Genomic DNA, 13,075 nt, shown 5'->3' with positions numbered 1-13,075 from the left:
GGTTACCTCTCGAATCGGAACTTCATTGCGCCGAACTGAACTTGATCGCCAGGTTTCAACTCCGTCTCGCTGCTGATCTTGACGCCGTTCACGAACGTTCCGTTCGTGCTGCCAAGGTCCGTCACGATGACTCTACCGGCTTCACACAGCACCTCGGCGTGTTTGCGAGAAAGGGTCTGCTCCTCCGGAAAGCTGAACGGCAGGCCCTCCTCCCGGCCAAGGATGAAGAGCCCCTCGTCGAGCTTCAGCGTCTGGCCTGCAGAACCCACGAGACTCGGTGTGCCGCCTGTGCTTGCCGCAGGGATGGGAGGCGCGTTGCCCAGAGGCGTTGGCGCAGCGTCGTCCAGCAATATCTGTGGGGGCGGCTGTGGCGCGGCCGGCTGCACCGAAACCTGGTTGGCATCCGGCGCGGCCATTGGCTCGGGTATTTCCGCGCCGAGCTTTTTCAAGGTGGCTTTGAGGCGCTGCGGGTCGTTGCGGAACCACTTCACCGCAAAATAGCCCGCCGTGCCCAGGACGGCGAGGGTGATGAGCATCACCGCGAGGTTCAGGCCACGATCGGGGTTGGCGGCCGCAGGCGCGGCGCTCTCGGGGGCTTTCTCCGCGCTTCCCGTTGTGCCCGTCTGATCCGAAACGGTCGTGGTTTCCTCGGGCAAGGCGACGACGAGCACCGGCACGGGCTTGTCACGTTCATGGGCCACCGGGAAAGACACAGCATAGGGTTCCTGCCGGCCCGCCTTCGTCCGATAGGCAACCTTGACCTTGAGGGTGCCAGGATAGAGCTGGAAGAACTCGGCCTCCCCCTTGGATGCGGGGTCGAGGATCCGGTTTGGGAACTTGACGCCTTTGCCGTCCTCCAGTTCGACGCTTGCCGCAGCCACCGGTTTGCCTTTGCTCTCCACGCGTACCACGACCTTCGCGATGAATTGGTAGTCCCTTGCCGTCAGCTTCCACTCCGAGCCTTTTAGGTCCGCAACGTGGATGGCCGCAAGGTTGCCCGTGGACTCGTCGAGCACATGGATGCTGATGCTTTTGCCGCTGACGTTTGTATCCACCTTGGCCGAGGGGTCGTCGGTCTTGGTGATCGCATCCGCATCGGGCCGAACGTACCACTGACTGACCCAAACCTGGTGGCCACCGGGCTTCTCGAAGACGACGTTGACGGGTCCGCTCGGCGGTTTCTGAGCTTGCGCGAGGGCGCCGGCGAGGCAGAGGCAAAGGGCTAGGGCCGTTCGTGTTCGCAACGTGAGGTAATGGTAGCACGGGCCTTGGGCAGCGCATTGGCGACTTCGATCGCGGTGAAGCCGATCGCGCCGACGTCCTGCGCGCAAAGGTCGCCGGCCAGTCCGTGCCAAAACATGCCCGAGCTTGCTGCCTGGTAGGGCGGGACGTCCTGGGAGAGCAGGGTGGCGATGACGCCGCTCAGCACGTCGCCCATGCCGCCAGAGGCCATGCCCGGATTACCTGTTCGATTGACGATCATTGCTTGGCCCGGCTCGCCGACGATGCTGTAGGGGCCCTTGAGCAACACCGTCTTGCCAAACCTCGCCACGGCGGCTTCCACGGTGCGGAAGCGGTCCGCCTGAATCTCAGCGATGCTGCGCTCAAGCATCCGGCTCATTTCGCCGGGGTGAGGCGTCAGAACACAGTCATCCTCCGGCAGCGATACGCCTTGGCTCACCGAGTTCAGGGCGTCGGCGTCGATGACCGAGGGTACGTGCCACTCGGGCCAGATGGCGCGCAGCAGCTCCAAGACAGGCTCGTTATGCGTGAGTCCGGGACCAAAGAGGGCGCCAGTAAACCGGCTCTGACTCTTGATCAGAAGCTCCGCGCCTTGGGGGGACACCGCTCCGCAAGGGGCTTCGGGCAGCAGCATCAGGGTGGCCTCCGGGACTTGAGCCGCGACGGCCCGGCACACCATCTCGACTCCGGCGACGGTCACCAACCCTGCGCCCGAACGAAGCGCCGCCCGCGCTGCCAAGGTCGCCGCGCCCGGCATGTCCCGGCTGCCGGCAACGATCAGCACGGTCCCGTTTTGCCCCTTGTGGCTTCCCCTCAAACGCTCCGGGAGAAAGGCGCAGACCCAGTGGTCGTCAATCAGCCTGGCATCGGTAGCTTCGTGGAGCAGGGCGCCTGGGAAACCGATGTCTGCAACGGTCCAGTAGCCCGAATGCTCCAGGCCCATCCCCTGAAACAGGAACGGCTTGGGCTGGCCGAAGGTGACCGTCCGCATCGCCCAAACGCTCTCGCCAAGCTCCTCCCCGGTGTCGCAATCGATGCCGCTCGGGATATCCACGGCGACGGTCGGCACGCCGCTCCGGTTGATCGCCTGAATGGCCTCGAGGGCGGGCCCCATCGCGATTCCCTTCATGCCCGTACCGAGCACGGCATCCACAAGAAGGTCCTTTGCGCCCAGCGAATCAGCGTGCGCCGTCCAGCGGGGGTCTCCATAGAAGATCGGTTCGATGCTCTGCGCTCTGGCCACGCGCATTTGGTCTTCGGCCTCGGGGGTCAAGTCGCCGGGGCTGGCGGCCACAAGGCACTCCACTTGGTAGCCGTGTTCCTTGGCGTGACGCGCGACCACAAAGCCGTCTCCGCCGTTGTTGCCCTTACCGCAGATCACGCCGATCCTTCCACCCTTCGGCATGATCTCACGGATCGCTTCAAACACGGCGAGGCCAGCGCGCTCCATCAGCACGCGCACCGGTATGTCGTACTGCTCGATCGCGCGCTCATCGAGCCGCTTGCTATGGTCTCTGTCGGCAATCCACATGCGCCCTCATCGCGCCTTGGCAGCAGGGACAAGCCAAGGGCGGATAAGCCTGGAAGGCTGAGTAGAGGATTCTACGGAGGAGCCTGAACCTCAGTTGGCAACAAGCTGGGTTCGATCCACTTCTTCCCTGGGTTCTCGCAGGCGCGTCCCCTCGAATCGGAGGGCGCCGCCGCAACCCGCATGAACGTATCTGCGCTTCGAAGGAAGGCGTCGCTTTCGCACGATCAGGTGCCCGCAGCGCACGCAACGATACGAAACTTCTTGGTGCGCCCGATTGCGGCAGACCGGGTAGTTGTGGGTGCGCTTGGGATCCATTCCCAGGTCGCGCATGGCCTTCTTCCACGCATCGCCGTGCCCTGCGGCGGAGGGGCCGGAGCGTACAATGGCGAGCATGTGCGCGTACTCGTGGACCAAAGTCGTGGAGAGCCTGTCGGCGTCGGTCAGAAGAAGGCGGCTGAGGGAAATACACCGCGAGCGCATATCCGCGCTTCCGGCGGTCACGCGGAGGTTACGCCACACAAGCTGAGGCGAAAAGCCAAGGGGCCACTTGGCAAGCAGCTCTTTCAGAATCTCGCTAGCGAGATTCTCAAGCGAATCCTCGGGTTCGGTCACTTCACGTCCCAGATACGGAATGCCAACGTGTAGAGCGATCGCTTGATCGCCTGCGCGGATTCCATCGCAAGTTCTTCCACTTTCGCCGAATTGCCGCTGGCATCCTCCACGCTGTACCGAAATAAAAAGCTCTTGCGTCCGAGGATTGATCCGTCTGCCGTGGCCTGAACCTCAAAAAGCTCTGGGACAGAGTCAAAAAAGTCGTTCAGCTTGGTCGCGGCGTCGGTGGCTCGCTTGTCGGCGTCCGAGCCCTTGAAGCGGAAGAGCCTCCGCGTTCCGAACATCCCTTCGACGACCCCGGTGGGATCGGGCTTGAGCACAACCCTGAACGACGTGGCAACCTCACTCCGTCGGATCGTGAGCTTGGCCCCGCGAAGATACTGGCCGATGTAGTCGGCGCGCTCTCGCGAGGGCGGGTGGGTGCGATAGATGCCCCAATCGATGTGGTCGAGGGCTCTCTGCTTTTGCGCCAGCCGCTCCATAAACGTCAGCGCGGCGACCGGATTGTAATTCGAGGCCTGCATGTACTGGAAGCCGGCCCAGTCGGCGGCAACTTCAGCCTTGACGCTCCAGCCGCTCTGCATTGCCATGCCGGCAAGCTGGCTCAGGCTCATGATGCCGATGCCCGCATCGCCCCCCTTCAAAATCGCGATCAGCATCGCCGGCAGCGCGTAGGTGTCGAATTTGCTCTGCTCTCTGATCATGGTCGCCAAGTGCCGGAGCGAGGCGTGGGAAATCTCGTGCGCCAAGACCGCGGCGAGCTCGTCGTCGCTCTCCACAAAGCTCATCAAGCCCTCATAGACGAAGATGAACCCCCCAGGAAGAGAGAACGCATTCACGTCCTTGCCCTCGATCAGGCGGAATTTGTAGGGCAGCGGGTTGAGCCTGCCATCACCCCAGGAGCACTTCACCTGGAGGTCGGCGGCGATATCGGCAATCGGTCTTGAGATGCGCTCCAGCCGCTCCATCATCGCCTGGTTCTTGCTGAGCTTGTTCTCCTTCTCGACCGTGGGAATGTACGTCGCTCCGGTCACATAGTCCTCTTCGAGGTCGTTGACCTGCCGTCGGGGAAGGTTGACCCCCGTCCTTTTGCTCCATTCGGCGATCCAGGCACTATAGGTCTTCCTGGCTTCGTCGGCGATCTCGCTTTTGGGCTTGTCGGCGGCCTGTGCGGAGGGGGATTGGAGGTGAAACGCAGCAAAGAGCCTTTCCGCCCCAAAGGCAGATTGGCCAAGCGCTACCGCCGAGAGCGAGGCTCCCAGCCCAAGGACGACGAGACTTTTCCGCATCAACGAGTATCGGACGCTCCTAAAGGCTCTGCGCCATCGCCAATATGGGTCGGACGGTCCCGCACCCTATCCACAACGCACAAAATGCCGAATGGTTCGGTTCCTTTGCAGCGAAACTGGTGGGGCGTGTGGGAAGGAACGTGGACCACGTCGAAAGTGCCAACCTCGTGCCATTCGGTCCCAAGAAGCACCGTGCCGCAGCCCCGGACCACCACGACCAGGTGTTCGTGCTGGTGAATCTCATGTGAAGTGTAACCCTCGGGCTCGACCTCGAAATAGCGCAGTTCGAAGTCGCCATTCACGCCCTCCGAGAGGGTCTGCCGGGTCACGCCGTCGGCGCCGGCCGGATTGGCCTTGTAGGCGCGAACGGGCACGCCTTCCCAACTCCAGTCTTTGAATCGCGTGATCATCTTTCAAATAGAACCATAGCCTTCAGAATCTCTCCGGCCTTCATGGCTAAATACGCCTCTGGCAGCGCTTCAATCGTCACGAAGTCGCTCACCAGGTGGGAAGCCCGTATTCGTCCCCGTCGAATCCAGTTGATGGCCTGCGCCGTGTCGTCTGGACCGCACGAGTAGGAAGGGATCAGGCTGACATCCGAAAAGTATAAGCGATTCAGAGCCAGCCGCGGTTCGTTTTCGGGCGGGAAAGGCGCGAAGAGCACGATCTTGCCGCCGGGGCGAACGATCTCCTCAGCCCGTCGCAGCGCCGCTTCGTTGCCCGGGCAAATGAAGACGACGTCCGCCGGTTTGGAGTCCTCAACGTGTCCCACGCTGAGTCCGAGCGAGGCCGCGTATTCGATGCGCCTGGCGCTCAAGTCATAGCCCTTTGCGGGGTTGTCGAGGCAAAGCAGGTGAGCGACCCCAAAACTGCCCAGGCCGATCACTGCAACCTCGTCCTCCGCTTCGAGCCCGGCTCTCCGGATGGACTTGGCCACGCACCCGACGGGCTCCATGAGGGCGGCGTCCCGTGGATCCAAGTCGTCGACCCGGTGGGCGTCCTCCAGATTCTCCCCTCGGACGAGGAATCGCTCCGCCATACCGCCGGGAATAAGTCGCGTTCGCTTCCAGGTGTCGCAGTGCACATAGCGGCCCCGGCGACAAAATGCGCATTTGAGGCAAGGCGCGTGGTGGTGGGGCGCGATCCTGCACCCGACCGGGAACCGTTCATCGTCGCTCCACAGAACCTTCCCTGCGACCTCGTGGCCGAGCACATGGGGAATCTTGCCCTCCATGTACCAGTCCATGAGTTCACCGGAGCAAAGTCCGCTGGCTTCGGTCTCCACCACCAGCCCCCCTTGCGCCGGTTCCGGTTCGGGCTCGTTGCAGATTGCCACGCGGCCTCCTCCTACATAGCGCGCGAGCTTCATGGCGTGAACACGTACTTGATCCCCTTGCCGTCTGCAAGGTCCTGGAACACCTGGGGCCCTTCTTCCAAGGTGCGGGTCCCACTGAGCAGGGGAGAGAGGTCGAATGCGGTATCGAGCAGGAGCCGGCGAGCGTCCTGCACCGCATCGGTTCCGAAATGGAACGGGCTAAGGACGTCCACCTGGCCGTAATGCAGCGTTTTCGTATCGAACGAGGCCTTTGTTCCGGACGGGCAACCGCCGAAGAGCACCGCCGTGCCCCCGCGGCGAACGAGCCCAATCGAACGCTCCCAGACCTCGACGGTGCCGGTGCACTCGATCACCAGGTCCCAGGTTCGGCCTCCGACATCGTCCCACTTGAGGGTCTCGCTCCCATAGCCTGCGCCGACCTCCAGCCGCGCTTCGTTCCTGCCCAAGAGGCTCACGCTGGCCATGCCGAGCTTCCTAAGTGCGGCTACGAACATCAGACCGACGGCGCCAGGCCCGATCACGAGCACGTCGGAGTGTTCTTTGTGGGCAAAGGACCGTATGCCCTGCATGACGCAAGAAAGCGGTTCCAGCAGGCTCGCAAGCGCAAACGATAGCGTGTCAGGCTTGCGGAATACGTGGAGATTGGCGATCCGGGCAGGAACGAGAAGAAACTCGGCGTAGCTCCCCAGTACCTTGGTTTCCATGATCGACTCGCAGAGGTTTTCCTGGCCCCTTTCGCACCAGCGGCATTGCCTGCACGGCGCCGAGTGCACGCCCATGACGGCCTCGCCGATGAGGAACTGGGCCCCAACGCCCGCTTCTGCAACCACGCCAGAATACTCGTGCCCCAGGACCCCGGGCATCGGGATCTGCGGATGGCCCCGACGGAAGGCCTTGAGGTCCGTCCCGCAAGTGGTCGCAGCTTCGACTCTGATCAGGATCTCGGAGAAGTCCGTTGCCGGGACGGGAACGCTTTGGAGTTCGAGGCGTCCTGGTTCCACGAGCACAAGCGCCCTCATGTGGGACGGCGCTGGTGTAGACGGTTCCGTCGCGGGCGAAGCTGGCGCTTTGCCTTCGGCTTGCCCACCTTTTGCAGCTTGGTTCGAGGAAGCGGGATCCATAAACAGGGGCGAGCCGGGCGTCAGGCAGCCAAGCTCTGGACCCCAGAATACTCTAGGCCGTCCACGGTGTCTGCAGACCTGCGTGGGAGAGCGTCAGACCGTGTCTTGGGGCCGCAAGATGGGACCCTGGGACAGTGGGCAAAACTTCCCTCGCACTTTGTTTCATTGTGCCTAGCGGGGGTCCATCCAGGCGGTACATTCGTCTTATGCCGACTGTGGAGACCTCCGTGTGGGTCAACGCGCCTCTTGAACGGGTGTACGCGATCGCCAAGGACAATGAGTCCTTTCCTGAGTTCATGAAGGACGTCAAATCAATCGTGATCGTCGAGCGTGAGGGTGGACTCATCGTTAGCGATTGGGTGGGCATCATTCCCCAGTTCATGCTGAAGGTCCGCTGGACTCAAGAGGACGTGTGGGACGACGGGGCACATAAGTGCGATTTTAGGCAGATCAAGGGCGATTACGACCGTCTGGACGGAGCATGGGCGTTCAAAGAAGAGAATGGGGGGACCCGCTTTGACAGCGTGGTCAACTACGAGTACAACGTTCCGACCTTGGGCGCGCTGATCAAGCGGGTCATCCACGGGATCGTGGTCAAGAACATGGACAACGTGCTGGGCGCGATCAAAGATCGAGCGGAGAAGGCCTGAGCGGGTGTCGGAAAGCCGTTGGGTTCAGATGGCGTGCCCACCCTTTCGGAAGCCGCCGCATTTTGCATAGGCGGCCGCAATGGCGGGATGCGCGCGGATCAACGCGTTGACCTGTTCGATACTCGGCACATGGCTGGTGGCCCCAAGGTGCCCGCACTTGATCGCTCCCGCCGCCGCCCCAAAGGCCAAGCACTCGCCCACGGGCCATTCTTGAACCAATCCGTAGAGCATTCCCGCGCGGAGCATGTCGCCTGCGCCAGTCGAATCCACCAGCGTTTCGCAAGGAAAGGCGGGGCAATGCACGATTCCGTGCTCCGAATCGCCCGCCAAGAGGCCATATGGGCCGTCGCTGAGAATCCCGAAACAGCCGTGCCGCTCCACCCAGGCGCGGAGCCAAACGAGGTTCGCGCCCGCGTCCCCACGACGCCCCACCCAGTCGGTGCTGCTTTGCCAAAATGCCCCTACCGGAATCGGGTCGTTGGAACGTATAAAGTCCATTAGATATAGGTTCATTCTGGCTGCACGGGCCAGGCTCGCCGCCGTCCTTGCCGCGTCCCCCAGGTTGGGGTCCGCCGTAAACCAGGCGCCCGCTTCATAAGGGGCCGTTTCCGGCTTTGCAAGCTCGCCCATGTCCCTGAACCCGAGCCCAAACATCGTGCGGTCTCCGTCCTGAGACACATACACCTCGCACACGGGTGTCCTCCCCTGCCGGGAGAGCCGCGAGGGGTCCAGCCCTTTGTCTTTGAGCTTCAGCAACAGCAGTTCGCCAAGCTCGCCTTTGCCGATCGGGTTGCCGTCCAGGGCGACAGGCACCCCCCAGGTTTTGAGCGCATTGGCCGTGTTGGCCGCCTCTCCGCCAAGAAAAAGCTGCTCGTCCTCCACTTCTGCGTAGCCGCCCGGAATCGGAAACTGCTGGACGCTTCGCACTCGGTCCAAGCAGACCGTGCCGTACACCAAGACCATCCCCCTAGAGACGCGGCCGCTGCCCCTGCTGAATCGCGGAGGCGAGCCGATGGGTATCTTGAGCCGTGTTTTGGGTTTGGAGCATGGCTGCCTTTGGGTTGTGGGTCGCCTACGGCGTAAGCCTTGTTAGGCGGCAGGCCCGAGCTAGGCCCCATCCTGCCCCCAGGGCCTTTGAAGGACCCCTTTGGCTAGTGTCGAGCATCGGCGCGCTTGCCCTGGGCTTCTTAGGACTACAAGGCGTCAACGGCCTAAGCGGAGGCGAAATCACCCCATTGGGCTGGCTGGTGATCGCTGTGGCCGGGCTGGCCTTTGTCCATTGCCAGACCACCGGGGTCTCGAAAATGCTCGCTTCCGCCTCAATCGGGGTAACGTCGCGAAAGGGTTCTTCGTCCAGTCAGAGGGACACCGAAAACGCGTCACAATCGAGCCAAGTGCCATGAAGAACGCTCTCACCTTTCTCGTCGTCGGTCTGCTCTCGCTGAACCTCTGCGCCACGCAGCAGCTTAGCAAAGACAAGATGAACAAGAGCCGCGAAGTGCTGATGAAGGCGCGATCGCTGGACCACCTTACCCACTTGCTGCCATTGGCGATGACCAAGGAGCAGCTCAACAAGCTGCTGTTGGTGGTCGACAAAGCCAGGCAAAAAGAGGACGCTATCACGCTGAACGAGCATCTGGAGTTGGTCAAAATCGAGCCGCTCATCGACGGCGAGGTAAAGCGAGGCACAAAGAACGGCGCCGTGCCCTCCAAAGAGGTTCTGAGCCAGTGCGCCAGGCTGTTCTCGGCCTTCACCATTCGCCGGACCCTTGCCGCCGAGGAGAACACGACGGACATTTTCAATGCGATGAAGTCCATCCTCAACGAGGGCCAGATGAAGGTGGCGGCAAACACCCTGGACCCCAAGGCATTCGACCCTAACGCCAAGCCGGACAGCATGTCGCAAGACGAGAAGGTCAAGCTCTTTATCAAGGCCGTGATCTTGGACTGGTCGAGCTACGACATCATGGTCAAATTGGCGTCGCGATAGCGTTCGTTACAGGCCCTTATCCAGGCTCAGGAAGTACCGATAGCGGTCGGCGTTGGCCTTGTACCACTCGACGATGTCGGGGATGTCCTTCGTCAGCGAGCGTTCCGGCTTCCACCCGAGGCCCCGGATCTTGTCGCTGCAGATCGAATAGCGGCGATCGTTGAACGGGCGGTCTTCGACGAACAGCACCGAGCTGTTGATGTCCTTGCCGAGCGCCTGGCACAGGAGGGTGGTAACCTCCATGTTCGTATATTCGTCCTCTGAGCCGATGTTGTAGATTTCTCCGGGTTTGCCCTGGTGGATCAACAGCTCGACGGCCCTCGCGAAGTCCTGTGCGGCGAGGAAGTGCCGACGGTTCGATCCGTCGCCGTGAATCGGGACCTTCCGGCCCATGTGCATGTAAAGGGTGAACTTGGGGATCAGCTTTTCTGGGAACTGGCGGATGCCGTAGATGTTGTTCGCGCGGACCAGGGTAATCGGCATCTTGTAACAGTTGAGATACCCTCGAATGATCATCTCCGCGCCGGCTTTCGAAGCTGAATACGGGTTGGTCGGGTTCAGGATCGCGGACTCCGTGACCTCACCCTCCAAGACCTCGCCATAGACTTCGTCGGTGCTTACGTGAATCACTTGGGGCACCTTGTGCAGGCGGCAGGCTTCCATCACGACGTGCGTGCCAAAGACGTTCGACATCGTGAACGGAAGGGAGTTTCCAAACGAGTTGTCCACGTGGCTTTCGGCGGCGGCATGAATGACCAGGTCGGCGTCGGCCAGGAAACGGGAAACGAACGCGTAGTCGCAGATGTCGCCGACCGCCAACCGTACTCGGTTGCTTTCCATCAGATGCGACACGTTGCGGAAGTCCGCCGCATAGGTCATCTTGTCAAGAATCGAGAGCGTCGCTTGGGGAAACGCTTGGAACAGGTGGTCCGCGATGTGCGAGCCGATGAAGCCGGCCCCGCCGGTCAGTACGATATTAGGCATCTCTCAGTCTTCTTCCCAGTTCGAGGCAGTAGGCCTTCAGGTCTTCCCTGGTCTGTTTCAGGCCGAAGTCCGACTCCAGGCGGCTCACGTCGAGCACGAATTCGTCAGCGACCCTGGGGTTCGTGATCCGCAACTCGCCAGAGCCAAAGCCCTCGATGATCCAGAGCGCGATCTCGCCGGCCATCAAAGGAACCCCAGAACCCACATTGTAGGTTCCCACGATCCGCCCAGATAGGCAGCGATCCAGTACTTCGCCAAAGAAATCATCGGTCACGAAGTCCCGCCTCACCAGCGGGCTCATGTCATAGGAAACGAAACCGCGCTCTTTGAGGCTTCCCAGAACCATTCCCATGAACGACCGGCGGCCCTCGCCGAACTCGTAGCCCATGAGATTGGCCACGCGGAGGATGGCCAGGTTTTCAAGCCCCAACAGCCCTCGAAGGGCCTTCTCCGTGATGGACTTGTTGACGCCGTAGGCATCGACGCCACCCGTCGGGTCGGACTCTTTGGCGCCCCATTGCGAAGACCCGGCGTAGGCTTTTCGGCTGCTGAGCATTACGTAGTGGATCCCGGTTCCGGCGGCCCTTTCGGCGAGCCGAAGGTCTATGTCGTGATCCGGGCTATAGGCCTCCCTGCGGTAGACGGGATCGAGGGCAAAATTCACCAGGTGCTCGACGCCATCCAACAGGCCTGCCTGGCCAATGTCGGCGTGGGAAACCACCCTCTTCCCCTCAGTGCCGAAGCGCGTCAGGAAGCTCCTCGCCATGAAGCTGTTGCCTCCGACGATCAGTGTGGCGCCTTGGGAACTCATAGGATGTTTCGGGGCGATCGAGCCTCGCCGGGTGGATTCAAGGGCCATTATGTCCTATGGGCTGTTGGGTGGGCCGGTCCATTCCGGGTGGCAGAACGAATGCGCGAACGCCGGCGTAATCAGGGGAAGTCTAGGAGAGAGCCCCATTTATGTCCATCCGTCCCGTCAAGAAGATCGTCCATGCCCAGCCCACGCTTGAGGGTGCCGGCGTGCATCTGCGAAGGGCCTTTGGCTTCGGCAACACCCACGATTTCGACCCCTTTCTGCTCTTCGACGACTTCCGTGGGGATGACCCGAAAGACTACGTTGCCGGATTCCCTTGGCACCCGCACAGGGGCATTGAGACCATCACCTACGTTTTGGCGGGCTCGGTGGACCATGGCGACAGCATGGGGAACCGGGGAACGATCGGTGCGGGCGACATCCAGTGGATGACCGCCGGAAGGGGCATCATTCACCAGGAAATGCCGCACGGCGACGAGCTTGGCCGCATGCACGGATTCCAGCTTTGGGCCAACTTGCCCTCCTCGCTCAAGATGTCCGCGCCGCATTACCAGGAGATCAAGTCGAGCCAGATCCCGGAGGCTGTGGATGACGATGGGACCATCGCGCGGGTCATCTGCGGGGAATTCTGGGGCAAGAGGGGCCCGGTGGACGGCATCGCCGCCGAGCCGACCTACCTGGACATTTTCGTTCCGGCCGGAAAGCGCAAGACGATCCCGATGGATACGCGTCGCAACGCTTTCGCCTACGTCTTTGCCGGCGATGGGCGCTTTGCGGACGCGTCGGACCCGCAGCCGGTAACAACCGACGACATGGGGCAGGAGGCTCTCCTGAAGGAAGCGGACAATCGGTCTTTGGTGCTCTTTTCCAGCGGCGACGAGATCACGCTGGAAGCCGGAGAGGAAGGCATTCGGTTCCTGCTGGTCTCGGGCAAGCCGCTCGAAGAACCGGTGGCCTGGCGCGGGCCGATCGTGATGAACACCCAGGACGAGCTCAGGAAAGCCTGGGAGGACCTGCAGAATGGGACGTTCCTGAATCCCTGAGCTGGTTCACTTCAGTTGGGTCTCACCGGGCGCCGAGTCGAAGAAGATGCGAAACCCATCCGGATCGAAGATGGTGGCGGATCCACTGCCATCCGGATTGCACTGAGGTTGCTTCTCGAAGCGAGGGCCCCGAGATGAGAGCGCGGCGACGATTTCTGCGATGTGCCCGCCCCGGAAGTTCAGGGTGACGCTTCCGCTATCGAGAAACTGGGCCCCGAATAGGCTGATGCGCGATTCCGCAAGCACCATCACCGCCCAGCCCTCTTCGTCTTCGCCTTCGACTCGGCGAAAGCCAAGGCCCTCGTAGAAAGCCCGCGATACGGCAACGTTCCGAACCCCCAAACACACATCGAGCCAGCCAAGGTTCATCGTTACTCGGACGAATCGGCGCCTTTCCGGGCTGCACCCCTCGCGTGTTCTTGGCGACTCGCGAACTGATACCATAATATTCTAACATTCGAAT

The 13,075-nt window shown here is 61.8% G+C and carries 14 protein-coding genes; 3 read left to right on the top strand and 11 right to left on the bottom strand.

The window, feature by feature from the left end; all coding sequences use genetic code 11:
- Positions 1–2: 2 nt before the first annotated feature.
- The 7 genes from HZC36_03790 to HZC36_03760 form a co-directional block, all read right to left on the bottom strand.
- The gene (locus tag HZC36_03790) at positions 3–1,244 is read right to left on the bottom strand and encodes an FHA domain-containing protein (protein MBI5706095.1); all 1,242 of its coding nucleotides are present in this window, start codon (positions 1,242–1,244) and stop codon (positions 3–5) included.
- On the bottom strand, positions 1,223–2,773 hold the full coding sequence (locus tag HZC36_03785) for an NAD(P)H-hydrate dehydratase (protein MBI5706094.1): 1,551 nt from the start codon (positions 2,771–2,773) through the stop codon (positions 1,223–1,225). The genes HZC36_03790 and HZC36_03785 overlap by 22 nt, the downstream gene beginning before the upstream one ends.
- Before the next feature lie 90 nt (positions 2,774–2,863).
- The gene (locus HZC36_03780; protein MBI5706093.1) at positions 2,864–3,385 is read right to left on the bottom strand and encodes a SprT-like domain-containing protein; all 522 of its coding nucleotides are present in this window, start codon (positions 3,383–3,385) and stop codon (positions 2,864–2,866) included.
- Entirely contained in the window at positions 3,382–4,674 is a 1,293-nt protein-coding gene (locus tag HZC36_03775) for a M48 family metallopeptidase (protein ID MBI5706092.1), read from the bottom strand. Before HZC36_03775 ends, HZC36_03780 begins: the two co-directional genes overlap by 4 nt.
- A complete protein-coding gene (locus tag HZC36_03770) occupies positions 4,674–5,084 on the bottom strand; it encodes a cupin domain-containing protein (protein MBI5706091.1) in 411 nt (136 codons plus the stop codon). The genes HZC36_03775 and HZC36_03770 overlap by 1 nt, the downstream gene beginning before the upstream one ends.
- Positions 5,081–6,010 (bottom strand): alcohol dehydrogenase catalytic domain-containing protein, encoded by a 930-nt coding sequence (locus tag HZC36_03765; protein ID MBI5706090.1) that lies wholly within the window; start codon positions 6,008–6,010, stop codon positions 5,081–5,083. The genes HZC36_03770 and HZC36_03765 overlap by 4 nt, the downstream gene beginning before the upstream one ends.
- A 29-nt stretch (positions 6,011–6,039) precedes the next feature.
- On the bottom strand, positions 6,040–7,017 hold the full coding sequence (locus HZC36_03760) for an alcohol dehydrogenase catalytic domain-containing protein (GenBank protein ID MBI5706089.1): 978 nt from the start codon (positions 7,015–7,017) through the stop codon (positions 6,040–6,042).
- Positions 7,018–7,337: 320 nt separating this feature from the next.
- On the opposite strand from HZC36_03760, the gene HZC36_03755 reads away from it, so the two are divergent.
- Positions 7,338–7,781, top strand: coding sequence for an SRPBCC family protein (locus HZC36_03755; protein MBI5706088.1), 444 nt, complete (start codon positions 7,338–7,340; stop codon positions 7,779–7,781).
- A 24-nt stretch (positions 7,782–7,805) separates the two neighbouring features.
- Here the strand turns inward: HZC36_03755 and HZC36_03750 are convergent, their stop codons facing one another.
- Positions 7,806–8,744 carry a carbohydrate kinase family protein gene (locus tag HZC36_03750; GenBank protein MBI5706087.1) on the bottom strand — a complete coding sequence of 313 codons (939 nt, stop codon included), beginning with the start codon at positions 8,742–8,744 and terminating at the stop codon, positions 7,806–7,808.
- Between the two features lie 436 nt (positions 8,745–9,180).
- Here HZC36_03750 and HZC36_03745 point away from each other — a divergent pair, with 436 nt between their 5' ends.
- A complete protein-coding gene (locus HZC36_03745; protein MBI5706086.1) occupies positions 9,181–9,771 on the top strand; it encodes a hypothetical protein in 591 nt (196 codons plus the stop codon).
- Between the two features lie 6 nt (positions 9,772–9,777).
- Here HZC36_03745 and HZC36_03740 read toward each other — a convergent pair whose 3' ends face one another.
- Together HZC36_03740 and HZC36_03735 are read right to left on the bottom strand one after the other, a co-directional pair.
- Positions 9,778–10,755, bottom strand: coding sequence for a dTDP-glucose 4,6-dehydratase (locus HZC36_03740; protein ID MBI5706085.1), 978 nt, complete (start codon positions 10,753–10,755; stop codon positions 9,778–9,780).
- Positions 10,748–11,566 carry a sugar nucleotide-binding protein gene (locus HZC36_03735; protein MBI5706084.1) on the bottom strand — a complete coding sequence of 273 codons (819 nt, stop codon included), beginning with the start codon at positions 11,564–11,566 and terminating at the stop codon, positions 10,748–10,750. The genes HZC36_03740 and HZC36_03735 overlap by 8 nt, the downstream gene beginning before the upstream one ends.
- 149 nt (positions 11,567–11,715) lie before the next feature.
- Between HZC36_03735 and HZC36_03730 the strand changes: the two genes are divergently transcribed.
- Positions 11,716–12,612, top strand: coding sequence for a pirin family protein (locus HZC36_03730; protein MBI5706083.1), 897 nt, complete (start codon positions 11,716–11,718; stop codon positions 12,610–12,612).
- Between the two features lie 6 nt (positions 12,613–12,618).
- Here the strand turns inward: HZC36_03730 and HZC36_03725 are convergent, their stop codons facing one another.
- On the bottom strand, positions 12,619–13,056 hold the full coding sequence (locus HZC36_03725) for a VOC family protein (protein MBI5706082.1): 438 nt from the start codon (positions 13,054–13,056) through the stop codon (positions 12,619–12,621).
- Positions 13,057–13,075: the final 19 nt, after the last annotated feature.

Source organism: Armatimonadota bacterium (genome assembly GCA_016223145.1).
Lineage (GTDB): Bacteria > Armatimonadota > Fimbriimonadia > Fimbriimonadales > Fimbriimonadaceae > Nitrosymbiomonas.
The sequence above is the reverse complement of the archived record's forward strand: the minus strand, read 5'-3'. Positions and strand labels throughout refer to the sequence as shown.